Source organism: Pseudomonas marginalis, from assembly GCF_008692035.1.
Taxonomy (GTDB): Bacteria; Pseudomonadota; Gammaproteobacteria; order Pseudomonadales; family Pseudomonadaceae; genus Aquipseudomonas; species Aquipseudomonas marginalis.
On the sequence record NZ_VTFG01000002.1, the window covers coordinates 101,735 to 128,260 of the forward strand.

At 60.8% G+C, this 26,526-nt stretch carries 22 protein-coding genes; 11 read left to right on the forward strand and 11 right to left on the reverse strand.

The annotated features are described in order from the left end of the window. Nucleotides 1–16: 16 nt before the first annotated feature. The 7 genes from FX984_RS20365 to FX984_RS20395 all read right to left on the reverse strand — a co-directional run bounded on the left by FX984_RS20365 (nt 17) and on the right by FX984_RS20395 (nt 9,915). On the reverse strand, nt 17–3,631 hold the full coding sequence (locus tag FX984_RS20365) for a transporter substrate-binding domain-containing protein (RefSeq protein ID WP_146477420.1): 3,615 nt from the start codon (nt 3,629–3,631) through the stop codon (nt 17–19). A gap of 1 nt (nt 3,632) precedes the next feature. Continuing rightward, nucleotides 3,633–4,262 (reverse strand): response regulator transcription factor, encoded by a 630-nt coding sequence (locus tag FX984_RS20370; RefSeq protein ID WP_154905358.1) that lies wholly within the window; start codon nt 4,260–4,262, stop codon nt 3,633–3,635. Nucleotides 4,263–4,530: 268 nt separating this feature from the next. Then, nucleotides 4,531–5,247 (reverse strand): MgtC/SapB family protein, encoded by a 717-nt coding sequence (locus FX984_RS20375; RefSeq protein WP_065926226.1) that lies wholly within the window; start codon nt 5,245–5,247, stop codon nt 4,531–4,533. Between the two features lie 16 nt (nt 5,248–5,263). Beyond that, on the reverse strand, nt 5,264–7,969 hold the full coding sequence (gene mgtA, locus FX984_RS20380; RefSeq protein WP_146477418.1) for a magnesium-translocating P-type ATPase: 2,706 nt from the start codon (nt 7,967–7,969) through the stop codon (nt 5,264–5,266). Nucleotides 7,970–8,483: 514 nt separating this feature from the next. Beyond that, entirely contained in the window at nt 8,484–9,086 is a 603-nt protein-coding gene (locus FX984_RS20385) for a GNAT family N-acetyltransferase (protein ID WP_092359243.1), read from the reverse strand. 22 nt (nt 9,087–9,108) lie between these two features. After that, nucleotides 9,109–9,546: a T6SS immunity protein Tdi1 domain-containing protein gene (locus FX984_RS20390; RefSeq protein WP_027603194.1), complete on the reverse strand. Its 438-nt coding sequence runs from the start codon at nt 9,544–9,546 to the stop codon at nt 9,109–9,111. A 24-nt stretch (nt 9,547–9,570) separates the two neighbouring features. Further along, nucleotides 9,571–9,915, reverse strand: a complete 345-nt coding sequence (locus FX984_RS20395; protein WP_027603193.1) for an FKBP-type peptidyl-prolyl cis-trans isomerase — start codon at nt 9,913–9,915, stop codon at nt 9,571–9,573. Nucleotides 9,916–10,310: 395 nt separating this feature from the next. Between FX984_RS20395 and FX984_RS20400 the strand changes: the two genes are divergently transcribed. The 3 genes from FX984_RS20400 to FX984_RS20410 all read left to right on the forward strand — a co-directional run bounded on the left by FX984_RS20400 (nt 10,311) and on the right by FX984_RS20410 (nt 12,878). Continuing rightward, the gene (locus FX984_RS20400) at nt 10,311–10,556 is read left to right on the forward strand and encodes a DUF6124 family protein (protein ID WP_027603192.1); all 246 of its coding nucleotides are present in this window, start codon (nt 10,311–10,313) and stop codon (nt 10,554–10,556) included. A 250-nt stretch (nt 10,557–10,806) separates the two neighbouring features. Continuing rightward, nucleotides 10,807–11,694: a nitrilase family protein gene (locus tag FX984_RS20405; protein ID WP_146477416.1), complete on the forward strand. Its 888-nt coding sequence runs from the start codon at nt 10,807–10,809 to the stop codon at nt 11,692–11,694. A 14-nt stretch (nt 11,695–11,708) separates the two neighbouring features. Beyond that, nucleotides 11,709–12,878: a hypothetical protein gene (locus tag FX984_RS20410; RefSeq protein WP_186511895.1), complete on the forward strand. Its 1,170-nt coding sequence runs from the start codon at nt 11,709–11,711 to the stop codon at nt 12,876–12,878. Nucleotides 12,879–12,928: 50 nt separating this feature from the next. Here the strand turns inward: FX984_RS20410 and FX984_RS20415 are convergent, their stop codons facing one another. Next, the gene (locus FX984_RS20415; protein WP_143491232.1) at nt 12,929–13,150 is read right to left on the reverse strand and encodes a hypothetical protein; all 222 of its coding nucleotides are present in this window, start codon (nt 13,148–13,150) and stop codon (nt 12,929–12,931) included. 22 nt (nt 13,151–13,172) lie between these two features. On the opposite strand from FX984_RS20415, the gene FX984_RS20420 reads away from it, so the two are divergent. Beyond that, nucleotides 13,173–14,669, forward strand: coding sequence for a PAS domain S-box protein (locus FX984_RS20420; RefSeq protein ID WP_146477413.1), 1,497 nt, complete (start codon nt 13,173–13,175; stop codon nt 14,667–14,669). A gap of 131 nt (nt 14,670–14,800) precedes the next feature. Then, the gene (locus FX984_RS20425; RefSeq protein ID WP_027603187.1) at nt 14,801–15,073 is read left to right on the forward strand and encodes a DUF1652 domain-containing protein; all 273 of its coding nucleotides are present in this window, start codon (nt 14,801–14,803) and stop codon (nt 15,071–15,073) included. On the opposite strand, the gene FX984_RS20430 is transcribed toward FX984_RS20425, so the two are convergent. Together FX984_RS20430 and FX984_RS20435 are read right to left on the reverse strand one after the other, a co-directional pair. Next, complete coding sequence (locus FX984_RS20430; protein WP_027603186.1) at nt 15,036–16,229, reverse strand: MFS transporter; 1,194 nt, start codon at nt 16,227–16,229, stop codon at nt 15,036–15,038. The two genes, FX984_RS20425 and FX984_RS20430, sit on opposite strands and share 38 nt — an antisense overlap. Before the next feature lie 76 nt (nt 16,230–16,305). Then, entirely contained in the window at nt 16,306–16,614 is a 309-nt protein-coding gene (locus FX984_RS20435; protein ID WP_027603185.1) for an RcnB family protein, read from the reverse strand. Nucleotides 16,615–16,834: 220 nt separating this feature from the next. On the opposite strand from FX984_RS20435, the gene FX984_RS20440 reads away from it, so the two are divergent. From FX984_RS20440 to FX984_RS20450, 3 genes are read left to right on the forward strand one after another with little or no spacing between them, the layout of a single operon-like run. Next, on the forward strand, nt 16,835–17,392 hold the full coding sequence (locus FX984_RS20440) for a helix-turn-helix domain-containing protein (protein ID WP_027603184.1): 558 nt from the start codon (nt 16,835–16,837) through the stop codon (nt 17,390–17,392). An 11-nt stretch (nt 17,393–17,403) separates the two neighbouring features. Then, nucleotides 17,404–18,750 (forward strand): glutamine synthetase family protein, encoded by a 1,347-nt coding sequence (locus FX984_RS20445; protein ID WP_146477411.1) that lies wholly within the window; start codon nt 17,404–17,406, stop codon nt 18,748–18,750. A gap of 14 nt (nt 18,751–18,764) precedes the next feature. After that, entirely contained in the window at nt 18,765–19,862 is a 1,098-nt protein-coding gene (locus FX984_RS20450) for a DNA alkylation repair protein (RefSeq protein WP_146477409.1), read from the forward strand. Nucleotides 19,863–19,901: 39 nt separating this feature from the next. Here FX984_RS20450 and FX984_RS20455 read toward each other — a convergent pair whose 3' ends face one another. Then, nucleotides 19,902–20,798, reverse strand: coding sequence for a LysR family transcriptional regulator (locus FX984_RS20455; RefSeq protein ID WP_146477406.1), 897 nt, complete (start codon nt 20,796–20,798; stop codon nt 19,902–19,904). A gap of 128 nt (nt 20,799–20,926) precedes the next feature. On the opposite strand from FX984_RS20455, the gene FX984_RS20460 reads away from it, so the two are divergent. The 3 genes from FX984_RS20460 (at nt 20,927) to FX984_RS20470 (ending at nt 26,440) form a co-directional block, all read left to right on the forward strand. Next, complete coding sequence (locus FX984_RS20460; RefSeq protein ID WP_146477404.1) at nt 20,927–22,573, forward strand: GMC family oxidoreductase; 1,647 nt, start codon at nt 20,927–20,929, stop codon at nt 22,571–22,573. A 65-nt stretch (nt 22,574–22,638) separates the two neighbouring features. Next, nucleotides 22,639–24,261 carry an MFS transporter gene (locus FX984_RS20465; protein WP_027603179.1) on the forward strand — a complete coding sequence of 541 codons (1,623 nt, stop codon included), beginning with the start codon at nt 22,639–22,641 and terminating at the stop codon, nt 24,259–24,261. Nucleotides 24,262–24,490: 229 nt separating this feature from the next. Then, nucleotides 24,491–26,440, forward strand: a complete 1,950-nt coding sequence (locus FX984_RS20470; RefSeq protein ID WP_146477617.1) for a DNA topoisomerase III — start codon at nt 24,491–24,493, stop codon at nt 26,438–26,440. The last annotated feature ends 86 nt before the right edge of the window (nt 26,441–26,526 follow it).

The window sequence follows — 26,526 nt, forward strand, 5'->3', positions numbered from 1 at the left end:
TGACCACATTCCGCGGTCAAGCCTGATTGCGGTAACGGCCCAGGCTGTGATGCAACTCTTCGATGGCCTCTTCCAGCGCCGCTACCGCAGCGCCCAGTTCCCCGCTGTCACGTCGTTCACAGACGCTTTCCAGGATCTCGCAACAGTTGATCAACGCCTTTGCCCTGACCATACGCGCGCCCCCTTTGACCCGATGAGCCAGGTCATGGAGCCTGGCGAAATCAGCCTGGGATTTCAGCGGCTGCAACAGCGCACAGTCCTCGTTGAGGCTGCCGAGCAACGGCGTCAGCAGCTCGTCGAGAGCATCGTTATCACCCTCCGTCAGCGTGATCAGCGAGCTTAAGTCAAACGTAAGCCCAGCCTCAGTCGTTGAAACGTCGGCGGTGCGTGACGCCAAGGCCAGGCGCAAGTCCTCAAGCCCGGTCGGCTTGAACAGGCAACCGTCCATGCCTGCTTGCCGGCAGCGTTCGGCTTCCTGCGGCAAGGCATTGGCGGTGAACCCGAGGATCAGGCACGGCGCCAGCCCACGCTGGCGTTCCTGTGCGCGAATATCACGCGCCAATGCGTAACCGTCCTTGAAGGGCATATTGCAATCGGTGATCACGCCGTCAAAATGCCCGGCCTGCCACAGTGACAATCCTTGGGCGCCGTCCTCGGCCAAGGTGATGCGATGCCCCAGGAAACTCAGCTGTCGCGCCAGCAACAAGCGGTTGGCCGGGTAGTCATCCACCACCAGGATATTCAACCCGCGCGCTGGCGGAACGTGGGGGACCGGTACATTGGCAGGCATGGCTGTGGTCAGCGCCAGCGTCAACGTCACATCCACCCGCGTGCCCTTGCCCAGCACACTGCTCAAGTGCAATTGACCGCCCATCATCTCGCACAGGTTGCGACTGATCACCAACCCCAGGCCCGATCCGCTTCGCGCCGGCTGTTCGTTATTGCTGCCCTGGATAAAGGGGTTGAACAAACGCTGCTGATCTTCGGCACTGATGCCAATACCCGTGTCCTCCACCCACAACCGCAGGTGCAACTGGTCGTCGGTCAATACCGGTGCACCCTGGGCGCCCAGGCGCACATGGCCGGAGGCGGTGAACTTGATCGCGTTACCCAACACATTGGACACCACCTGCTTGAAGCGCAGCGGGTCAACCAGCACCGGCCGGTCGATCAACGGGTCGAGTTCCACCTGCAGCACCAGGCCCTTGTCCCGCGCCAGCCCCTCGAACACCCGCGCCACTGAGGCCAGCAGTTCGTGCAGATTGGCCGGTTCCAGGCTCAGGGACAGGTGGCCGGATTCGATTCGCGCAATGTCGAGAATATCGCCGATCAACTCCAGCATGCTCCGGGACGCCACCGACGCAACCTCCAGCGCATCGCGGTCAGCCACGCCCTGCTCGGCGTTTTTCAGGGCCAGTTCGATCATGCCGATCACGGCATTCATGGGGGTACGGATCTCATGGCTCATGGTCGCCAGGAAGGTGGTCTTGGCCCGGTTTGCGGCGTCGGCCTCCTCCTTGGCTTCCTGCAACTGCCCCAGCAAGCGCTGGCGCTCGCTGACATCCACCCAGCCGGCGATCATGCCCACCACGCTGCCATTGCTGTCACGGTACGGGAGCATCCATTGGTAGATGGTCAACACCTCGCCGCCGGGCACCTTGAGCACGCGGTCATGAACCTGCGGCTCGCCCAACGCCATCAAACGCAAATAGTCGGCGTGGAACGACTGGGCCTGGGGCGGGTTCCCCGTGTCGGTTTCCACCACGGTCTTACCGATGACGTCTTCCAACTTGAAGCCGAACACATCCAGGTAGGCATTGTTGCAGGCCATCAGGCGCCCCAGGCGATCGCGCACATAGATCGGGTGCGGCGTGCCGTCGATCAACACACTCATGAACCGCATCTGGTCGCTCAACGCACGCTCGGCCTGGGTGCGCTTGCGAATCAGGCTGCGCAGGTAGAACACCCATCCCAGGGTGACCAGCAGCAGCAGCGCGGCCAAGCCAAACCCCTGGAGGATGATGTTGCGGTGACGTATCCAGTAGTTGTCTTCGATGATGATCTCGCTGCGCCAATGATTGGTCAGCTCGTCCATTTCTTCTGGAGTAATGCTCAATAACGCCTTGTCGAGGATCGAGTACAGCTCCAGTTGGCTGCGGTTGACCCCAAAGGCAATGCGTGCAGGCTCACTCCCGACAGTGCTGGTGATGCGCAGCCGCTTGCGGTAATTGCGGGCGATCATGTAGCGCGCGCTCATCAGTGAAACCGCAGTCGCATCGACGATGCCGTTGACCACCAATTCCATGGCCTGCTCCGGGTTCTCCACGTCGACAAACCCGATGCCCGGGTAGTCCCGGCTGATTTGCCCGGCCAGGCTGTTGCCGCGAATAAGCGCCATGCGTTTGCCAGGCATATCTTCCAGGGTCACCAGATGCTCGTCGTGGGTGCGCACCACCAATACATAGGGACTGGACAGATAAGGGCGAGTAAAGCGGATCTTTTCGGACCGCTCGACACTGGGCGTGACGACCGCCAGCATGTCCACGCGACCGGCACTGGCCTGTTCAATTTGCCGCGGCAGCGAACTGCCCCGTTCCACATCAAACCGCAAGCCTGTACGCAGACTGATACGCGAGAGAACCTCGGAGCTCAATCCCTCGAATTGCTCTTGTTCGTTGAAAAAAGACAACGGCACGAATTTATCGAGCACCGCCACTTTCACCCGCGGGTGCTTCTCCAGCCAGCGCTGTTCACTTGCGCTCAAGCGCAGTTGCTCCGCCTCCAGGAACCCGCTGCCGCCAGCACTCCAACGGCGCAGGATTTCCATCTGCTGGTTGGCCGGAACGGCGGCCAGTGCGCTATTGATGATGCCCAACAGGCGGGTATTGTCCTTGGCGAATGCGAACCCGAACGGGTTGACCTCCAATGCGGAGAAGTCCGCCATGCGCACGTTATTAAGGTGGTTCTTGTTGATCAGGTAGCGGGTGCTGATGGCGTCACCCAGGTACACATCCGCCTGGCCGAACGCAACGGCACCAATGGCTTCGAAGGTCGAGGCAAACAAGAGCAATTGCGCATCGGGGTAAAAGGCCTGGACGGCCTCGGGCTGCATGTAGTGGTAGAGCATCGCCAGGCGCTTGCCGGCAAGGTCAGCCTTCAGCACCTGATTCTCCCCCGCGCGTGTCACCAGCGCGGGTTGGTCATTGGCGTAGGATCGGGACAGCACCAGCTCCGGGTCGGCCGCCTCGAACCCATTGGCCGATCCCACAAAATCCACGGCGCCGGTCTTCAGGGCTTCGATCACCTCATCACGGGTGTCGTAGCGCTTCACGTCGATGGTGATATTCAGCGCCTCGGCAACCAGTGCCGCAAAATCGGCCGTGATGCCCTCGAGCTCGTCATTGTTGCTCAAGTCAAAGGGCGCGTAGTCGGGGGCCGACACCCCCATCAGGAGCGTGCGGCGCTCGCGTAGCCAGCGCCAGTCGGCTTCGTCCAACACCACCGAGGGATTTTCAAGAGTGGAGTGACCCAGCAGTTTCAGATCGTGGGATTCCTCCAAGGCCATCACCGCCCAGGGCAACAGCCCCATCAGCAGGATGGCCGCGCGTTTCACCCGCCGGGAGGTGAGCATTTCAGATCAGATGATTGCGCTGGGCGAACTTGGACAGATGCACCACCGACGACATACGCAACTTCTCCTTGAGCCGCGTCTTGTAGGTACTGATAGTCTTGTGGCTCAACAGCATGTCCTCGGCAATATCCTTGTTGCCCAGGCCCAGGGCCAGCTTCTGCAGCACGGTCAATTCGCGATCGGATAACGCCTCCACCAACTCCTGCTCGGTCGATTGCAGGTCGTCGCGACGCACCGAACTGGTGGGCAGGCTGGGGAAGCAACTGTAGCCGGACCTGATCGCCCTGATCGCCTTTTGCAGCTCATCCAGTTCACCGGTCTTGGCAACAAAACCCATCGCCCCGGCGCGCATGCAGCGAGTGGAAAAAAACACCGCCAGATACGAGGTCAGCACCAGGATCCGGCAGGGCAACTCCAGCGCCTTGATCCGGCTGATCACCTCCAACCCACCGAGCTTGGGCATCGCCAGGTCGAGAATGACCAGGTCCGGACGTTCTTCGCGAGCAATCTGCATGGCATTAGCGCCATTACCCGCTTCGTAGATAGTATCGAAACCTTCCTGCCTCAATAGATACTTCACGGTAGCGCGTATAAAAGGGTGATCATCCACGATTAAAGCTTTGTTGCTCATAAGACTCCCCTGGGAAGATCAGTACGCTTACATATCACTCGAGACCCCACTACCTGTGAAAAGTAACAGTTCCGACAAGCGGCACTGATTACTCAGTCAAACACCTCAGGCAGTACAGGCCCCTCCTTTTGAAAAACACAGTAAACATGTGAAGCCACGCCTTGATTCCTGAACAGGCGCAAGCGCGCAACCTTAGCAACCGCGTGTTTTTGCCAATGAAGGGATAATCTCGACTAAATGTAGGACTTTTCCTCGGAACTCTCCAAAGCTACTCGGTGGTGCTGGGGCTCCAGAAGGCCTGAACCACCAGGGTCGACCTGGAAATTCGCGCCACCAGGGCGTCCAACTCGTCACCGTCTACCGAGGTCACCGCCAGGGTGGCTTCGATTTCAACTTCCTCAGTGCCGAACGGCCGCACATCGACATCGCTGGCCGGGTAGTTACAGCGCGCCAGTTCGGCTTCCAGCAACGCCAATACCGCGGTTTGCTGGGTGCGCCGGGCAATCACATAGAGGATGTTGGTGACCTCCGCCGACACCACATCCAGCGGTTGGCGGTTGATGTTATTGACGATGGGCCGCAGCAGCGTATTGGCCGCCAGCACAAACAGCGTGCCCAACAACGCCTCGAGGACCAGGTCGGCACCGGCGCACGCCCCCACCGCCGCCGACGCCCAGAGCGTGGCGGCGGTGTTGAGACCGCGCACATTGCCTTCTTCGCGCATGATCACACCGGCCCCCAGAAAGCCGATGCCCGACACCACATACGCCACCACCCGCACGGCGCCTTCCGCACCGCCGAGGCGGTTGGCCATGTCAACGAAAATCGCCGCCCCCACCGCCACCAGTACGTTGGTGCGCAGGCCCGCCGTGCGTTGGCGGTACTGGCGCTCGAAGCCGATCAGGCCACCGAGGATAAACGCGGCGGTGAGGCTGACCAGGGTATCGACCAGAGAGTTGAGGTTGATATTGTCGATTGCTTGCATGGGAAACCGTCCCTGTTCACTGCCAGCCAAACTTACGGATGTAGTAGCCCTTCACCGCCTGGGTCAGCGCCATGTACGCCAGCAGGATCACCGGCAGGAACACAAAGTACAGCGACGGCAGCGCCTGCAATTTGAAGTAATGCGCCAGCGGCCCCATCGGCAGGAAGATCCCCACGGCCATGATCACGCCGGTCATCACCATCAACGGCATCGCCGCGCGGCTTTGCAGGAACGGGATTTTCGGGGTGCGGATCATGTGCACGATCAGCGTCTGGGTCAGCAGCCCCACCACGAACCAGCCGGACTGGAACAGCGTCTGGTGGTCAGGCGTATTGGCATCGAAGACGTACCACATGAGTGCGAACGTGGTGATGTCGAAAATCGAACTGATCGGCCCGAAAAACAGCATGAACCGCCCCACGTCCCCCGGCTGCCAGCGTTGGGGTTTGGCGAGCATGTCCTCGTCGACGTTATCGAACGGGATCGCGATCTGCGAGATGTCATACAGCAGGTTTTGCACCAGCAGGTGCATCGGCAGCATCGGCAGGAACGGGATAAACGCGCTGGCCACCAGCACCGAGAACACGTTGCCGAAGTTGGAGCTGGCGGTCATCTTGATGTACTTGAGCATATTGGCGAAGGTGCGCCGGCCCTCCAGTACGCCCTCCTCCAGGATCATCAGGCTCTTTTCCAACAGGATGATATCGGCGGCTTCCTTGGCGATATCCACCGCGCTGTCCACCGAAATCCCGATATCCGCCGTCCGCAGCGCCGGTGCGTCATTGATGCCGTCCCCCATAAAGCCCACCACATGCCCGTTGGCCTTGAGCAGGCGCACGATGCGTTCCTTGTGGCTGGGCGTCAGGCGGGCGAACACATTGGTAGTTTCCACGGCCTTGGCCAGCTGGGCGTCGGTCATGTCCTCGATGTCGTTGCCCATCAACAGGCCCTGCTGCTCCAGGCCCACTTCGCGGCAGATCTTGGCGGTGACCAGCTCGTTGTCGCCGGTCAGCACTTTGACCGCCACACCATGGGCTTTCAGCGCCTTGAGAGCGGGCGCAGTGCTTTCCTTGGGCGGGTCGAGGAACGCGACGTAGCCGATCAGCGTGAGGTTGTTTTCATCCGCCAGGCTGTAAGTGTCGCGCCCCGGGGCCATCGGTTGCGCAGCCACGGCCACCACCCGCAGGCCTTCTTCGTTGAACGCGGCAGTGACCTGGCGAATGCGCGCCAGCAGCTCGTCGGTCAGCGCTTCGTTGACCTCGCCATGGCGCACGCTGTTGCACACCGAGAGGATCTCTTCCACCGCACCTTTGCAGATCAGCAGATGCGGCCGGCCCTGTTCGGCCACCACCACCGACATGCGGCGGCGGTTGAAGTCGAACGGGATTTCATCCACCTTCTGGAACGCGGTGCCGACCTTCAGTTCGCGATGCACCTCCACGTGCTCGAGCACCGCCACGTCCAGCAGGTTTTTCAGGCCGGTCTGGTAGTAGCTGTTGAGGTAAGCCATCTCCAGCACGTCGTCGGACTCCTCGCCCCACACGTCCACATGACGCGCCAGGAAAATCCGGTCCTGGGTCAGGGTGCCGGTCTTGTCGGTGCACAGCACATCCATCGCGCCAAAGTTCTGGATCGCATCCAGGCGCTTGACGATGACCTTCTTGCGCGACAGGAACACCGCGCCCTTGGCCAGGGTGGACGTGACGATCATCGGCAGCATTTCCGGGGTCAGGCCCACGGCAATCGACAGTGCGAACAGCAGCGCTTCGGTCCAGTCGCCCTTGGTGAAACCGTTGATGAACAACACCAGCGGCGCCATCACGAACATAAAGCGGATCAACAGCCAGCTGACCTTGTTGACGCCCTGCTGGAACGAGGTGGTCGCACGGTCGGTGGCCGTCACGCGTTGAGCCAGCGCACCGAAATAGGTGCTGTTGCCGGTGGTCAGAATCACCGCCGTCGCGGCGCCGGACACCACGTTGGTGCCCATGAACAGGATGTTCTCCAGGTCCAGCGGGTTGCGGGTGTTGGTGTCGTGCTGCTGGGCGAACTTCTCCACCGGCATCGATTCACCGGTCATCGCCGCCTGGCTGACGAACAGGTCCTTGGCGCTGAGCACGCGGCAGTCGGCGGGGATCATGTCCCCGGCCGAGAGCACGATCAGGTCGCCTGGCACCAACTGCTTGATGGGCAATTCAATGCGCTTGGCATCCTCCCGGCGCAGCACCGTGGCGGTGTTGCTCACCATGGCTTTCAAGGCATCGGCGGCCTTGTTGGACTTGGCCTCCTGCCAGAAGCGCAGCAGGGTCGAGAGCACCACCATGGAAAAAATCACCGTGGCGGCCTTCATGTCTTCGGTCAGCCAGGAGATCACCGCCAGCAAGGTCAGCAATAGGTTGAACGGGTTCTTGTAGCAATGCCACAGGTGCACCCACCACGGCAGCGGCTGCTCGTGCTCGACTTCATTGAGGCCGTATTGCACGCGCAGGGCGTCGGCTTCCAGGCCGCTCAAGCCCTCGGTATGGCTGCCCAACGTACCGAGCAATTGCACGGCACTGCTGTTGGCCGCGACCACCAGGGTTTGCGCCAGGGTGGGCGGCACTTCGCGGCTGACGCTGGCATCGGTGACGGTTTCGAGCATCGCCAGGCGGCGGAAATGCCGGGCGATATGCCGGGTCCGCAGGAAGCCGGCGAAGAACTCTTTCAACAGAGTGAGGTTCATGGTGTGTTACTCCTGCGCGAGGAAAAAACCTTCGTGCAGGTACTGCCTGTCCCACCGCGCCCGCTTCATAGGCACAGTCAGCCCGGCCCGCCCGCCGTAAAAGGCAGGCGCGTCCGTAGCATCCCGAGGTTAACCGGGTGCTGGTCAGCGTCGATGAGAGGGATCGGACAGGGGCCAGGACTGACCACTGTCGGGATGCCGCTTCTCGCTAGGTGGCGAGACAACGGCATCGAAAAAAATGCGCGTTATCTTGCCAAGTATGTGCCGGTTACCGAGACCGGCCGACAACTGTCACTCGAACAAGTACCCACTGAGGGTCTCCGCTATTGATGAAAACGCGCGAAGCTTACGCCCCGATTTAAGGAGAGTAAACCGTAGGAAAGTTTCCATATGGTGAATAAGAGGATTCTTCAGGGAGGGTTCAGGAAGCGGTCATCCTGAACCTGGCGAAGATCAAAGGAGGGTCAGCCATTTCAGTCGACCGCATTCCTGTGGCGAGCGGGGCCTCCCACACTTACGGTGTACAGGGTCGATCCCGCTCAACCAACGCCAGGTAATCCTTAACCTGTCCACCCGCCAACGCCTTAACCTGAATCGACACCTTGTTCACCTGCCGCCCCATCGTGATCCCGTCCCGCGTGCGCACGGATACATACCCAAGCTTGGGCCAGAAGCGTTCGGCTTTGGTATTGCCGACCACCACCGACAGCCGCAGCCACTGGGCGCCATTTTCCACCGCCCATCGTTCAAGGTCTGAATGCAGCTGCTGGGCAAGCCCGGTGCCATGCCAGCGCGAATCGACCAGCAGCAAACCGATATGCCACACCCCATCAGCCAGCAGATCCGCCGCGATATTCACCACGGCGACCAGCGCCTCGTCCGTACCGCGATAACCCAGCCAGTGCATCCGACTGCACGCCCACCCCGCCGGCAATTGCACCTGCAATTCGTCGCACGCTTCGGTCAGCGTGGCAGGCTCGCCGTTGACCGCGATGAAGTAATCCGGCGCCTGCTCAAAAAACTGCTGTAGCTCAGCTTCGTCAGCCAGGGTAAGCGCCACGACTCGAATATCGGGGAAGGTGCTCAGAGGAAGTTGAGTCATGCAATCCACATCCATGAGGTGCTGTCCTTACAAGCGACTAATCCACAATCTTGAGTTTCACTTGCGCGCCGTCGGGCAAATCCTTGATCTCACGTGCCAGATCACCGCAGAACCGAAGCTGCTCGATATGATCAAGTTGACGCACATTGTCGATGGCGTACTTGCCGCCCAAAACCGGCGAAATAACGAAATGGTAAACCTCGCCCTGCGCTAACGGCCCCAGCATCTCCTCGGCCTGATCCACCATCGATTGCAGGTACCAGTCGTGCAGAAAGGCCTGATCCCTGGAGACCTCGTCCAAGGCTTCACGGGTCTGGGCGATCACTTCGCAGGAAAGTGCCTCGGGGCACACTCGCCAGTAGCGACCCTGTTCGTCCTCGACCATCAAATTGCCAAACGCCGTAGCGCCTACGACCTCAACAGGGTCAATGCCCGCCCAACCCCAGCTGTCGCGTATTGCGTGAAGAATGTTCATGCAGCCTCCTTGCGTCGAAACGACTCAATCATCCCGCGTCAGCACTTCTAACAACTCAATCTCAAAGCGCAGATTGCTGTTGGGCTTGATATGCGCGCCCATCGACCGTTCGCCATAGGCCAGGTGCGCCGGCACAAACAACCTGCGCACCCCGCCGACCTGCATGCCTATCAAACCCTGGTCCCAGCCCTTGATCACCCGCCCGGTGCCGATCACACACTGGAACGGCTTGCCCCGCTCCCAGGACGAATCGAAGACCGTGCCGTCTTCCAGGGTGCCGGTGTATTGGGTGGTGATCAGCGCGCCCTTGACCACGGCTTTGCCGGTGCCTGGGCGGGTGTCGGTGATCTGGAGTTCGTCGGGGCTCATGGTGGTTCTCGTTGAAGGCGTAAAGGCTGGGGTTTTCCCAGAATCGGTGGGGTTTGGCAAGTGTAGGAACAGTCGCAGCCGTGACATTTCCCTTTAACTTGCAGGACGTTTCCGAGAGAATCCCAAGCGCTTGCGCCGCTCAAATCACGTGGCTAGTCTTCGGCGGTCACTGCCAATTCAGTGACCGGGTTTAGCAGCCCGCCGATATGACTAGGCGCAAAGCGCCACCTTTTGCAGGGCGCTTTTTTTCGGCCCGTGCTTCATGGTGGCCGTGCGCAGGGCACCTTCGGGTGCACCGGGTTCCTAGTCACCGGTCTGCTAACCTGCGCATGGCCGCCACCCCAAATCGTTTAGCAGCGATGGTGTCGGCTCCTACTGACTAGAGGAGCTTCAAAATGGACAAACTCGTCCCCGCGCCACCCGCCCCAGAACGGCAATTTTTCACCACCACCCCAGACCTCAGCTTCGAAGACGCCCTGGCCCACGCCAGCAGTGTGCTGCGTTGCGCCGCCGTTGCCGCACAGACGGCAGGTGATCAACTGGACGGTCCTTCGCGCACGCTGGTGCTTTCGGTCATGCACTTGGTGGACATGGCCAGTGTGATGGTGGACCGGTCACTGGAGTGTGTGCTGCCACGCTAAAAGCACAGTCGGTTTCTGTGGCGAGGGAGCTTGCTCCCGTTGGGCTGCACAGCAGCCCATTACTTAGCAACGACCTCTCTAACCTTAGGGCCTCACTGCTCGGCATGGTGTTTCAGCACAAACAGCTAAAGCAGCGTTAGAGAATTTAACTACAACGCAGCAGGAACCGTCCGACTTCTCCTCGAACATTTCGTCACCTCTTATAAACATCCAACCAAACCTGGTTGCATAACAATAAGAGGTCACCCCCATGAACGAACCAACAAGCCCAGCCCGCGTCGCCGTCGTTCAGTTCAACCCACAGGTCGGTATAGCCAACCGAAGCGACAACCTGCGTCAAAGTCTTCTACTGGCGACTGAAGCAGTAAACGGCGGCGCCAATCTGATCGTGCTGCCGGAGCTTTCCAACTGCGGCTATTTCTTCAGCAGCCGCCAGGACGCGTTTGATCATGCAGAGGCAGTGCCGAACGGACCGAGTGTGCGGGAATGGATCGATTTTGCCTGCAAGCACCAGGTGTATCTGGTCGCCGGTCTTAGCGAAATCGATGGTATGCAGCTGTTCAACACAGCCGTATTGCTGGGGCCCGACGGGTTCATAGGCAAATACCGAAAAGCCCATTTATGGAACCTGGAAAAGCTTTGGTTCACCCCGGGGAATTCTGGCTTTCCAGTGTTTGAAACGCCGATCGGTCGTATAGGCCTGCTGATCTGCTGGGACATCTGGTTTCCGGAGGTACCGCGCATTTTGAGCCAGCAAGGCGCCGATATCATTTGCAGCTTGAACAATTGGGTATGGACACCCCCGCCGTTGTTCGATGAGGCAGGAAAGTGCATGGCGTCGTACCTGACGATGACCGCTGCACATGTGAACAACGTATTTATCGCGGCCGCGAGCCGCATTGGTGAAGAGCGGGATGCCCGTTATCTCGGATGCTCCTTGATTGCAGGGACAAATGGCTGGCCAATCGGCGCTGTGGCTTCGGCCAATCGCCAGGAGATCCTGTTCGCCGACATTGACATCACCAGCGCCCGCAGCGCGCCGATCTGGAACAGCCTCAATGATCTGCAACGGGACCGTCGCAATGATCTTTATGATCAGATGCTCGGGTATTCCCAGCACCCTGCCCTGCCTCGCTGAGAGGAGGGCAATCTATGGAAACGTTGTTTGCCAGGAAAACGCCAACCCGCTCACGAGCGGATATCACAGTTATTGTACTGGGACTCGTCGCTACCTTGCTCGCGGTATGGGTTGTATCCAGTCATCAAGGTTCATGGCCAGGATACAACGAGATGGTGACGGCCCTCCCCCATCCCGTAGCGTGGGTGCGGTGGGTAGTGGGGGATATAAGCGAAGTTGCCTTTTACAAGCATGAACTCGCGTCACTGGGCCTATTGAGTGGTGCCTATCTGGCATGGTGGGCAAACAAACGTGGCAAAGCCTGGCAGGGCTTTTCCATTTGCTATGGCACCGGATTGTGGCCTTGGGTGGTGAGCAGTTCGTTGATCGGGCTGTTGCTGAGCAACCTCCTGTGGGGTTGGAGCGTTACCGCCGAAACCTGGCAGCCTACGTTTGCGGCGTTTGTTTCATTGCCAGCAGCGATGGTGCTCATGTTTGGCAGCGGTTGGAAGGTCGCCCTCAATGGTGCAGTGCTGGGAGCTTTACTGGTTACTCCACTGTGCTTGTTGATCGTCAATCTGGTGTGTGTGCCACTGGGTTTACCAGCCGTGGTCGGTAATGTGCTGGGCATGGCTATCGGAAGCGTCATTGCATTTGCACTGTGTCGTCGGGTGCCCTCGCTGGTGCGTTCGGACTCTATCGCTCCAGACCGACCGATACCTGTTACCCCGCCCAGTTACGGAGTGTTCTGGAGCCTGCGCCGAGTGCTGGCGGACTTTTCCGAAGCACCCTTTTTTGGAAATGAGCTGGCCAGTCTCGGACTGTTGGCAGGCGTGTTGCTTGCCTATGCCCTCAACCCCATGAGCCCGGCTTATGGCTCCGGCCTGCTTTTGCACATGGTAGGAGCACAGGCACTGACGTCGGCTTTTGGCGTAGTGATCTGGCGCCATCAATGGATAAAACGGGGTTGGTATCCCACCTATGTACCGTTGGTATCTGTGGTACCGGCAGCAGTGTTGACCCACGGTGGCAGTTGGATGGTGGTGACTTCAAGTGCATTGCTGGGTGCACTGATCGCACCGCCGTTGGCCTGTGCAATTGCGGCGAGACTGCCTGCCCATTTTCATCCGTACATTGGCAATGTAGTTTCAATGGCGTTGAGTACGTTGATGATTGTGCCGATCGTAGGTTGGCTGGCAACTTGAAAGGTGTGGTTAGGGCCCCCCTAACCACTTTTGAACACAACAATAATCGATCAAGCCAACGGCACCCGACGCATCGTCAGTGCCATTCGCCCCACAAAGAAACTCAACGTCGCACGCGACAGCTGCTTGGGCGCCACTTCACGGGTTTTATACTCGGCCTGTTGCTTCAACTCCTCATCCTCGCGCAAAGGCACCAGGCCATCTGGTGCATTCGCACCCCACGCCGCGCAATTACCCTGCACTATCCTGACACCGGGCTGTCGTACTTTCATGCGTCTAAAACCCGGAGAAACCATGACCCAGGATGTCCTCGCCAAAGAAACCAACCGCCGCCAGCTGCAGCAGATTATCTCCGGGCTGTCCGACGGGATCATCCTGGCCGAAGTCGACCAGACCATTCTCTGGGCCAATGAAGCCGCGCTGGCCATGCACGGTGTGGAGGACGTCACGGCACTGGGTGCCAATACCCAGGAATACGCCGAACGCTTCAGCCTGCGCTATCGCAATAATCATCCCTTGCCCTTGGAGAATTACCCCCTCGCCCGCGCGGCGGCAGGCGATGAATTCAGTGACGTGGTAGTGGAGGTCATGCCCACCGCCGATGCAGAAAAAACCTGGGTGCACCGCCTGCGCAGCCTGGTCATCAGCGATTCCCATGGCACGCCTGAATTACTGGTGCTGATCCTCAGCGACGCCACCGAATGGGCCAGCGCCGAACAGCGCTTCGAGAAAACCTTCAACGCCAACCCGGCGCCGGCGGTGATCTGCCGCCTGAGCGACCTGCGCTATATCAAAGTGAACCAGGGCTTCCTGGAGATGACCGGCTACAACCGTGACCAGGTAATCGGCCGGTCCGTGTATGAACTGGACGTGCTGGAGCATGCCGAACGCAGGGAGCTGGCCATTCAGCGCCTGGGGGAAGGCGCGACCATCCCGCAGATGCAGGCCGAGCTGAAACTGCCCGGAGGCGGCAGCAAACTGGTGATCGTCGCCGGCCAGCCGCTGGACATGAACGAGGAAGACTGCATGCTGTTTTCCTTCACCGACCTGGAGCCACGCCGCAAGGCCGAAATCGCCCTGCGCCAGAGTGAAGAGCGCTTCGCCAAGTCGTTTCGCCTGACGCCGGTGCCCACCTTGGTGTGCAGCGCCGCCAACCGGCAGGTGGTGGATGTCAACGAAGCGTTCATGACCATTACCGGGTACACCAGCGAAGAGCTGATCGGTAAATCCATCGAAGACATCAACTTCATCGACAACCAGGAGGCGGCCGCGCAGTTGTTCGCCACCCTGGAGAAAGCCGGCAACCTCGATGGCCAGGACCTCAAGGTGCGCAAGAAAGGCAACGAGGTCATCGACTGCGTGGTCTCGGCAGACACGGTGATCATTGAGGATGTGCCCTGCTATCTGCTGGTGATGATGAACATCACCGAACGCAAGCGCTCGGAGCTGGAGTTGGTGGCGGCCATCGAGGAAGTGATGCAGGACGCGTCCTGGTTCAGCCAGACTCTGATCGAGAAACTGGCCAATGCCAAGAGCGTCAACAGCCCCAACCTGCCGAACGTGGCCTTCACCGACCTGACCGCCCGCGAGCGCGATGTACTCGGCCTGATCTGCGAGGGCCTGGCCGACAAGGAGATCGCCTCACGCCTGAAATTGGCGCCCAACACGGTGCGTAACCATGTGGCCACGGTGTACTCGAAACTGGGGGTGCATAGCCGTAGTGCAGCGATTGTCTGGGCCCGTGAACGCGGGCTGTTTGCCGGTGAACTGCGGGTTAAGAAAACCCGATAAAAGTGCAAATGCACTAGTGCGGTTAGTGCGAATTCGCCTTATCCCGCGCAGTTCCAATCCCTAACCTTCAGGGTGTGAGTACAGGGCTTTCTACCTGTGCCGTCGTAAAACGACACCCTGAAGGAACCCACATGTTTACGCTCTCTCAACTGCGAAATTGCATCGAAGAAGGCCTCGCGCCGCTGACATGCGAGTTCACCCTGTGCCGGGATGCGTCGCTGACCCTCAAGGTCTACGACGCCGACACCGGCCGGGTGGACCTGGTGGTGACGGGAATCAGCACCAACCGGCTGCAGACCCCGCAAGACGTGGAAAAGATGGTGGAAGAACTGCGCTACGAACTGCAAAGCAACAACATGGGCAAGGTCACGCTGGAAGACGCGCCTTCAACGACGAACCAATGAAATAGAACACCCCGCCCGCGACGATGAACGCCCCCAGCATGTAGAACATGTAATGGGCCGGCAGGCTGGCCAGCACCAGCCCGCACAACACCGGCCCCAGCGCAGCCCCCAGGTTGGACAGGTTCTGCGCCCCGTAGTACATGCCCCGCAGGTGGTCCGGGGCGATCCGGTCGATAAACATGTATTCGGCCGGAAACACGATGATTTCCCCCACGGTAAATACCGCCATCGCCAGCACCCACCACAGCACGCTGGTGGACAGCGCAAAACCAATCAAGCCCAGCATGAACATGCCCAGGCCGGCGATCAGCCATTGGCTGAGGTAACGGTGGGAAATACGTCGACCAATCACGTACTGCAAGGCGATCACCAGCACGGCGTTGGTGGTGAGCACGGCACTGATGACGGTGTAGGTGTATTCAGCACTGGTGGTGGTGACCAGGTACTGCGAGAGGTAGGCGGTGAACTGGCCGAACACCACGGCGCTGAGCACACCCCCAAGGGTGAAGCACACCAGGCGATGGTCACGCAGCAGCACGCGGCCGACGGCCAGGAACGGCACCGGCTTTTGCGTCACATCGATGGTCGCCAGGGTGCGATCGCCCCAACGCCAGTACAACAGGAAAAACCCAGCCCCCAACAGCGCCGACAAGATGAACGGCAGACTGATGTCCAGCTTGGCCACCATCGCCCCAAAGAACGGCCCCGCGGCATAGCCGATATTGGTCAGGGTGTACTTGATGGAAAACACTTCGCTGCGTGCATCTTCCGGCAGCAAGCTGGCAAAACCGGCCTTTACCGCAATATCGATGACCGCGTAGGCCAGGTTGATCAGGATCAGGCAGCTGTAGAACGCCCAGATGTTCTGCGCCAGCACCGTACCGATAAACCCCAGCCCAAACAGCACGCTCAACCCCAGCAACAGCCGATAACTGTTGATGCGGTCGACCAGAAAACCGCCATACACGCTGAGCAGCGAGCCAAGGATCAACGAGCTGCCGATCACCAGCCCGACCTGGGTGATGTCGAGGGCAAATTGGCGGGTGAGGTAGATCACCAGGTAGGGAAAGGTAATCGCCTTGGCCAGCGTCAGCAGCAACGTGGCGGACAACAGCAGGTTCACGGCGCGGGGGTAGTTTCTTATTGTGGCAAGCATCCTGCTCTCTTTCTTTGAAGGTAACACGGTCTTGATGGCCGGTTACCTTACCGCAAGAGCCGAAAAAAAACGCGGGTCATTTCTTGACGGGCGTGATCTCCAGGATGGTGCCGTTAGTGGTTTTGAGCAGCACGAACCTGTCGCCCACACGGGCCCACTGGCTGTCGGCTTCAGGCTGCTTGAGACCGCGTTTCTTCCAGTCGCTGACCGCCGACTCCTTGCGCATCAGGATGTCCGGGGCACGGTCGCCTTCTTTCAAATCACGGGTATTGATGTTCGAAGGCTGCACGGTTTCCTGGGGGGTATCGCCGGCCTGCACGACAAAGCTGGCGGTGGACAGGCTGGCGGCGACCAGGACACAGGCAGCGAGGGTTTTGGACTTCATGGGTGCTCCTTCAATGAATGATGCGTACCCAGGTTCCGACCGCAGGCGCATGAAATCATTCAGCCTGCTGAACCTTGATCCCCTGTGATGAGCATAGGTATCTACACAACTTTTCAGAACCCTGACAAATCTCCCTGTGGTGAGCGGACTTACGCGTGCCCCCATTGCCCTTATGAAATTAATCCTGTAATTTTTCATGAAATTATTAGATATAAATTTCATGAACCAGCAAGAAGAACTCGACGCCCTGGCGATCCTGATCCACGACCTGCGCAAGTACAAGAAGCTTACCCTCGCCCAACTCGCACAGAAGATCGAGCGTTCGGTGGGCTTCCTGTCCCAGGTGGAACGGGGTTTGTCGCGTCCGACCGTGGCGGATCTCACCGCCATCAGCCATGCCCTCGATGTGCCCACCACCTATTTCTACAGCCTGTCCAAACCCAAGGCCGTGAGCTGGGTCACCCGCCCCAACGAACGTCGTACGGTGTACTACGCCAACGGCATCACCGACATCCTGGTGTCCCCCAGCATGAATGGCGCCTTCTCGATGCTCGACAGCCTGCTGGCACCCGGCGCCAACAGCGGTGAACAGACCATGAGCGACCGCGCCGAGCAGGCCGGATTTGTACTGGAAGGCGAATTGACGCTGTGGGTAGAGGGCGAGGCCGATTCGGTCACCCTCGGCCCCGGTGACAGCTTCCACCTGGCCAGTTTCGCCCACTGCCGCTACGCCAACCTCACCGACCTGCCCGCCCGCGTGCTGTGGGTTTACAACTAGGAGCAACACCCGTGAAAAGCCAAGCCTCCACGTTACTGGCCGAAGTACGGACCTTTCGCCAGAACCATCCCGACGTGCGCTATGTCGACCTGATCGCCCTGGACATCCCCGGGCATTTCTACGGCAAGCGCTACCCCATCGAGATGCTGGAAAAGGTCGCCGCCGGCAGCCCCTTGAAGCTGCCGCAGAACGCCGTGCTGCTGGGGGTTCAGGGCGGGCTGTTCAAGATCGGCGACTACTGCTTCCACGATGGCGACCCGGACGCCAACCGCCGCCTGGTACCGGGCACGCTCAAGCCGGTGAGCTGGGAGTCGCAGCCGCTGGGACAGATGTTGATCACCTCGGACGGCACCGAGGCGCCGATCGAATTCGAACCTCGCGAAGTCCTGGCCAAGGTGCTGGAGCGCCTGCACCACAAAGGCATTCACCCGGTGGTGGCCTTCGAACTGGAGTTCTACCTGTTCGACAAAAAACTCGACAACGGCCTGCCGCAATTCGCCCGCGACCCGCTCAGCGATGACACCGACGACCAGCCCAACCTGCATATCGAACGGCTGTCGCGCTTCAGCGAGGTGCTGGACGACATGGCGCAGACCGCCAAGGACCAGGGCATCGACATCACAGTGATCACCGCCGAACTCGGCCCCGGCCAGTTCGAGATCAATTTCGGCCATCTCGACGACGGCCTGCGCGCCGCCGACTGGGCGGCCCTGTTCTGCCGCAGCACCCGCGGCGTGGCGCTCAAGCACGGCTACCGCGCCAGCTTCATGGCCAAGCCTTACCTGCAATTTCCCGGCAGCGGCATGCATGTGCATGTCAGCCTGTATGACGGCGCGGGTAACAACCTGCTCGCGGCGCACCAGCAGCAACCCCTGCGCCACGCCGTGGCCGGTTGCCTGGAATTGCTGCCCCACTGCATGCCGATCTTCTCGCCCAACCACAATGCCTTCCGCCGCCTGGGCGGTACGGTCAACGCGGCCACCCGCGCTTGCTGGGGGTTTGAAGACCGCGATGCGTGCGTGCGCATCCCCGAGTCCGACCCGCGCAACCTGAGGATCGAACATCGCCTGGCCAGTGCCGACGCCAACCCGTATCTGGTGCTGGCGGCGATCCTGGTCGGCCTTGAACATGGCCTTGAAGCCGGGCGAGAACCTATCGCGCCACTGAACGAGGACCGCAATAGCGGCACCGACTTCCCCGTGGAAATGCTCGATGCCGTGCGCGCCATGCAGCATCAGCCGGTAGTGCGCGATAAGCTGGGCGCCGAATTTGTCGACGTGTACTGCGAGAACAAACGCCAGGATCACCTGGCCTTTCAACAAGAAATCCATGCGCGGGAATACCGCTGGTTTCTCTAACGACGGAATAACCGATGACCGACCAAAGCGCCCCGGCCCTCAAGGACATCTTCAACGTCGAACGCCTGGAACACATCGCCAGCGAGATGACAGCGGTGTACCCGGCGTTCGACGCCAAGGGGTTTCTCCAGCACGCCAAGGCCGGGCTCGCCGAATTATCGGTAATGCAGCGTGTGGCGCGGGTCAGCGAAAGCCTGCACGCGGTGATCCCGCTGGACTATGCCCAGACCCTCAAGCTGCTTTACGCCCTGGCGCCGCGCCTGAACAGCGGGTTTGTCAGCCTGTGCCTGCCGCACTACGTGGCGAGCTACGGCCTGGCTGACTTCACGCGCTCCATGGCCGCGCTCAAATACTTCACCCCCTTCGGCTCGGCTGAGTTCGCCATAAGACCCTTCTTGCTCCACGACTTCGAACGCACCCTGGCGGTCATGCAAACCTGGTCGCTGGATGACAACGATCACGTACGCCGCCTCGCCAGCGAAGGCTCGCGTCCGCGCCTGCCGTGGTCGTTTCGCCTGGCCAAGGTGCAGGCCAACCCCGAGCTGTGCGCGCCGATCCTCGACAACCTCAAGGCCGACAGCAGCCTCTACGTACGCAAATCCGTGGCCAACCACCTCAACGACATCACCAAGGACCACCCGGATTGGGTGCTCGGCCTGATCGAAGGCTGGAACCTGGATAACCCGCACACCGCCTGGATCGCCCGCCACGCGCTGCGCAGCCTGATCAAGCAGGGCAACAGCCGCGCGCTGACCCTCATGGGCGCCGGCGCCAAGGCCGAAGTGAAGCTCCATCACCTGAGCGTGACACCGGCGGTGATCACCCTGGGCGAGCGGATCACCCTGTCGTTCAGCCTGGAATCCACCGCTGCCACTGCACAGAAACTGGTGGTGGACTATGCCATCGATTACGTCAAAAGCGCCGGGCACAGCGCGACCAAGGTGTTCAAGCTCAAGGCGTTTACGCTGGGCGCGGGTGAACGACAGAACCTCCGCCGCGAGCAGCATATTCGCACGTTGACCACACGCAAGCACTATCCCGGCAGGCATGCGGTGCATGTGCTGGTAAATGGAGAGCGATTGGGCAGTGCCGAATTCGAATTGAGGGATTAACCCGATTCAACCAACACCGCAGATCACTATGGAAGGGTTTCATCCGTTGGATTCGCCCAGCAACAGTGGCTGCTCCCGCGCGCACAATTCCACCACGTAGTCCCACAGCACCCGCAACCGCACCGACTTGTGCAACTCCCGGCGCGAGCTGATCCAGTAGCTGCGCTGGATCCCCTCCCCCGGCAGCAACGGCACCAGCTGCGGATCACCCGACGCCATGAAGCACGGCAACACCGCAATCCCCAAACCGGAGCGTGCGGCCTGGTGCTGGGCGATGACGCTGGTGCTGTGGAACACCACCTTGGGGTTACGGCAGAAACTGCTGAGAAACTTCAGCTCCTGGCTGAACAGCAGGTCATCGACGTAGTCGATCCAGGCGTGGGCGGCGAGGTCTTCGCGTTTTTCGATCGGGGGATTGCGGTCCAGGTAAGCGCGGCTGGCATAGAGCGCCAGGCGGTAATCGGTGAGTTTGCGCGTGACCAGTTGATCGACGCTGGGGCGTTCGAGGTGGATGCTGATTTCCGCCTCGCGGTTGAGGATGCTGACGAAGCGCGGCACCGCCACCAGTTCCACTTCCAATCCGGGATAGCGCTCGAACAGCCCGCCCATGCGGCTGGCGAGGAACATCACCCCCAACCCTTCGGCCACCCCGAGGCGGATCTTGCCCAGGGGCGCAGCGGCGTGGGTCAATTCGTCCTCGGCCAACAGCGCGACGTTTTCCATGGCCTCGGCGTGTTTGAGCAGGGCTTCGCCGGCGGGGGTCAGTTCGTAGCCCTGGGCGTGCTGCACGAACAGCGCGGTGCCGAGGCTCTTCTCGATGGCTTCGATATGCCGGGCCACCGTGGCATGCGTGGTTTTCAGGCGCTGCGCGGCGGTGAGCAGGCGGCCGCTGCGCTGCAACTCCAGAAAATACCGCAGGTCATTCCAGTCGAACATGTCGCCTCCATTGCATGGCCCGGATAGCGCTGTTTAAAAACGCACAGCAGCTGGGTAAAAACTAACATTTTTAAGACGAAAACTAACAACTAGGATGGAGCCAATAAGAAAAACAAGCGAGACCTCAGATGCCCATTGCAGCTGCTGAATATGATTATGTGGTGGTAGGCGCCGGCCCCGCAGGCTGCCTGCTCGCCAATCGTCTGTCCGCCAACCCCGCCCACCGCGTGCTGCTGCTTGAAGCCGGTGGCCGCGACAACTACCCCTGGATCCATATCCCCGTCGGCTACCTGTTCTGCATCGGCAACCCGCGCACCGACTGGTGCTTCAAGACCGAAGCCCAGGAAGGCCTGCAAGGCCGTGCGCTGAGCTACCCTCGGGGCAAGGTGCTCGGCGGCTGCTCGTCCATCAATGGCATGATCTACATGCGCGGCCAGGCCCAGGATTACGATGGCTGGGCGGCGGCAGGCAACGATGGCTGGGCCTGGAAAGACGTGCTGCCACTGTTCAAGCAGAGTGAAAACCACTTTGCCGGCAGCTCGGAATTCCACAGCGATGGCGGCGAATGGCGGGTTGAGCAGCAACGGCTGTCCTGGCCGATCCTCGATGCGTTTCGTGAGGCGGCAGCGCAAAGCGGCATCTCCAGTATCAGCGACTTCAATCAAGGCGATAACGAAGGCTGCGGCTACTTCCAGGTCAACCAGAAGGCCGGGGTGCGCTGGAACGCGGCCAAGGCGTTTCTCAAGCCGATTCGCCAGCGGCCCAATCTCACCGTGCTGACCGAGGTCGAGGTAGACCGCGTGGTCCTGGAAAACGGCCGCGCCTCGACCGTGATCGGGCGTCAAAACGGCCAGCCAGTGAGCTGGAAGGCGCGCAAGGAAATCGTACTGTGCGCCGGCTCCGTGGGCTCGCCGGGCATCCTGCAACGCTCGGGCATCGGCCCGTCCAGCGTGCTCAAGCCGTTGGGCATCGATGTGCTGCATGAACTGCCAGGGGTCGGCGGCAACTTGCAGGATCATCTGCAATTGCGGCTGATCTACAAGCTGGAAAACGCCCGCACCCTGAACCAGATCGCCGGTACCGTATGGGGCAAGATGGGCATGGGCCTGCGCTACCTGTATGACCGCAGCGGCCCGCTGTCGATGGCGCCCAGCCAGCTCGGCGCGTTTGCCCGCTCGGGCCCGGAACAGACCTCGGCCAACCTCGAATACCACGTGCAGCCGCTGTCCCTGGAGCGCTTTGGCGAACCGCTGCACGGGTTCCCGGCGTTTACCGCCTCGGTCTGCGACCTGCGCCCGCAAAGCCGTGGCCGCATCGATATCCGCTCGGTCAACCCGGCGGATGCGCCGCTGATCCGGCCCAACTACCTCAGCCACCCGGAGGACCTGCGGGTGGCCGCCGACGCGATTCGCCTGACCCGACGCATCGTCGCCGCACCGGCCCTGAGCCAGTTCAAGCCGGTGGAATACCTGCCGGGTGATTCGCTGCAAACCGAAGAACAACTGCACGAAGCCGCCGCGCGTATCGGCACGACGATCTTCCATCCGGTCGGCACCTGTCGCATGGGCAGCGATAAAGACGCGGTGGTCGACGCCCAGTTGCGCGTGCATGGCGTGCCCGGCCTGCGTATCGCCGATGCCTCGGTCATGCCGCGCATTACCTCCGGCAATACCTGTTCACCGACGCTGATGATCGCGGAAAAAGCCGCGCAGCTGATCCTTTCGCCGAACACAAGGAGTCTCGCCCCGGAGAAAGAACTGGTTCATGCAATCTGAATAGCGGCGCCAAACCTGGCGCCGACAGTGGAACAACAATAAATAATCACTGTGAGGGCTTCCCGATGTCAGAACATGCTCAAACCCTGGGCTCGGCCACCAACGCGAGCACCGGTAACGAATCAAGAAAAGTCATCTTCGCCTCGTCCCTGGGGACGGTGTTCGAGTGGTATGACTTTTTCCTCTACGGCGCCCTGGCGGCGGTAATCAGCAAGCAGTTCTTTGCCGGGGTCAACGACACCACGGCGTTTATCTTTGCCTTGATGGCCTTCGCGGCCGGCTTTGTGGTGCGCCCGTTCGGCGCGCTGGTGTTCGGCCGCCTGGGCGACATGATCGGGCGCAAGTACACGTTCCTGGTGACCATCATCCTGATGGGCGTGGCGACCTTCTGCGTCGGCCTGCTGCCAACCTACGCCAGCATCGGCATCGCGGCGCCGATCATCCTGATAGTGCTGCGCATGCTGCAAGGCCTGGCATTGGGCGGCGAGTACGGCGGTGCGGCCACCTATGTGGCCGAGCATGCGCCGGCCGGCAAACGCGGCCTCAACACCAGCTGGATTCAATCCACCGCGACCCTCGGTTTGCTGCTGTCGTTGCTGGTGGTGCTGGCATGCCGGTACTTCACCGGCGATCAGTTCGAAGTCTGGGGCTGGCGTATACCGTTCCTGTTCTCCATCGTGCTGCTGGGCATCTCGACGTGGATCCGCATGAGCCTGCATGAATCGCCGGCGTTCCTGAAGATGAAAGAGGAAGGCAAGGCCAGCAAGGCGCCCATCCGTGAATCCTTCGGCAAGTGGGAAAACCTCAAGGTCGTGTTGATCGCCTTGTTCAGCATCAACGGCGGCCAGGCGGTGACCTTCTACGCGGCGCAGTTTTACGTGTTGTTCTTCCTCACGCAGTTCCTGCGGATGGACCCTGCCCTGGCCAACATGCTGCTGATTATCAGCGTGGTGATCGGCGCGCCGTTCTTTATCTTCTTTGGCTGGCTGTCCGACAAGGTGGGTCGCAAGCCGGTGCTGATGCTTGGCTTGCTGCTGGCCACTGCGCTGTACTTCCCGATCTTCAAAGGCCTGGCGCACTACACCAACCCGGCGATGGACCAGGCCAGCCGCCAGGCACCGATCACCGTGCTGGCCGACCCGGCCACCTGTACTTTCCAGTTCGATCCGGTAGGCAAGGCAAAATTTGACAGCCCGTGCGACAAGGTCAAGACCTTCCTGGTCAAGCAAGGCCTGCCCTACAGCAGTGCCGCCGCCCCGGCCGGCAGCCCGGTGCAGGTCAGCGTGGGTGAAGTGCGCATCGACGGCTTCGACGAGGCAGCGCTGCGCGGTGCAGTGGCCCTGGCCGGCTACCCGACTTCTGCGGATGTGGCCCAGGTCAACAAGGTCATGGTGGTGGTGCTGATCGTGGTGCTGATCCTGATCGCCGCCATGTGCTACGGCCCGCTGGCGGCGCTGATGGTGGAACTGTTTCCAACGCGTATTCGCTACACCTCGATGTCCCTGCCCTACCACATCGGTAACGGCTGGTTTGGCGGGTTCCTGCCGACCGTGTCGTTTGCGCTGGTGGTGTACACCGGGGATATCTTCTATGGCTTGTGGTACCCGGTGGTGGTGACGGGGGTGAGCCTGATTGTCGGATTGTTTTGCCTTAAAGAAACGCGGCATGTGGATCTCGACAACAATTAAACCGATCGCCTGAACACAGGAGATCCCTTGTGGGAGGGGGCTTGCTCCCGATAGCGGTGGTTCAGTCACAGTTGCGTTGACTGATATGGCGCTATCGGGAGCAAGCCCCCTCCCACATTTATTTCCGCAACGCTTACACGAATTGCTGTACATCCATACAGATAATAGTTGCTCAAATTCCTCTGACTGAGCATCCTGCAAAGCATCAACCCGATCTGATGTGATGACCATGCGGCTGTACCTCTGTGAAAAACCCTCCCAGGCCAAGGACATCGCGGCCGTGCTCGGCGCCAGTCGCCGTGGCGACGGTTGCTGGTTGGGCAATGGGGTCACCGTCACCTGGTGCATCGGCCACCTGCTGGAAACCGCCCCGCCCGACGCCTACGACGCCAAATACAAACGCTGGGTACTGGCCGACCTGCCAATCGTCCCGGAAAAATGGAAGATGCTGGTCAAGCCCAAGACCGCCAGCCAGTTCAAGGCCGTCAAGCGCCTGCTGGGGGAAGCCCAGGAACTGGTGATCGCCACCGACGCCGACCGTGAAGGCGAGATGATCGCCCGCGAACTGGTCGAGCATTGCCGCTATCGCGGGCCGATCCAGCGGCTGTGGCTGTCGGCGCTGGACGATGCCTCCATCCGCAAGGCCCTGGCGGCGCTCAAGCCCGGCGCCGAAACCTTCAGCCTGTACCACTCGGCCCTGGGCCGCTCCCGCGCCGACTGGCTGATCGGCATGAACATGAGTCGCCTGTTTACCCTGCTGGGGCGTCAATCCGGCTATCAGGGCGTGCTGCCGGTGGGCCGGGTGCAAACACCGACCTTGCGCCTGGTGGTGGACCGCGACCGCAGCATCGCCGACTTCGTGCCCGTGGCGTACTGGGCCATTGATGTGGACCTGCGCCACCAATCCATGACGTTTACCGCACAATGGCGCGCGACTGAAGATGCCTGTGACGACCAGGGCCGCTGCCTTGACCCGCAGCTGGCCCGGGACGCTGCCGACGCCATGACCAACGCCGCCGGCGCACGCCTGATCAAGCTGCGCACCGAACGCATGCGCGAGGTGGCCCCCCTGCTCTTCGACCTCGGCACCCTGCAGGAGATCTGCTCGAAGAAACTCGGCCTCGGCGCCCAGGAAACCCTGGATATCGCCCAATCCCTCTACGAAACCCACAAGGTCATCACCTACCCCCGCAGTGACTGTGGTTACCTGCCATTGAGCCAGCACAGCGAGGCGCCGAAGATTCTCGCCGCATTGGGCCGTGGGGATGCGGCAGTCAATGAGCTGATGCCGCATATCGATCCCCTGCACCGCTCACGGGCCTGGAACGATGCCAAGGTCAGCGCGCACCACGGCATCATTCCCACCGGCGCCGGCAAGGACGTCGGCCAACTCACCGGAAAGCACCGTGCGGTCTACACCTTGATTCGCGCGCGCTACCTGGCGCAGTTCCTGCCCAACCATGAATACGATCGCACCCAGGCGGATTTCGACTGTGCGGGCCAGGCGTTGCGTGCGGTGGGCAAAGTGGTGATCGAACCAGGCTGGAAACGTGCCTTGCCCGAAGCCCTGGCTCCGGCGAAGGGCCGTGAAGCATCGGCGCCCCAGGCCTTGCCGACACTGGTGCAGGGCCAGGATTACGGCGTGGCCAAGGTCAACCTCAAGGACCTGTGGACCCAGCCACCCAAGCCCTTTACCGAAGGTGACCTGATCAAGGCGATGAAAAACGTCGCCAAACTGGTGGAAGACCCGCTGCTCAAGCAAAAGCTCAAGGACACCACCGGCATCGGCACCGAAGCCACCCGCGCCGGGATTATCCAGGGCCTGCTCGACCGCGGTTACCTGGTGAAGAACGGCAAGGCGCTGTCGGCCACCCCGGCAGCCTTCAGCCTGATCGACGCGGTGCCCCGCGCCATTGCCGACCCCGGCACCACCGCGATCTGGGAGCAAGCGCTGGACATGGTGCAAAGCGGTGAGATGAGCCTGGAAGAATTCGTCGCCAAGCAGGCGGCGTGGATGAGCAAGCAAGTGGCCCGTTGCAACGGCATGCGCATGACCATCAGCGGGCCGGCCAGCCCGCCGGGCCGAGGTGCTGCGCCGTGGAAAAAGAAGCGCAAGTCGGCCCCTCGCAAGACCGCCACTGGCCCAGAGCGCGCCAGGAAACCGAAAAAAACCGGGTGAAAGGCGAAAAAAACCGGCGAATGACGTTTTTCGACGGGTTTAACGCCGCATTGGACCTTGCCCCGGCGAGTGCCGTCTAGGATTCT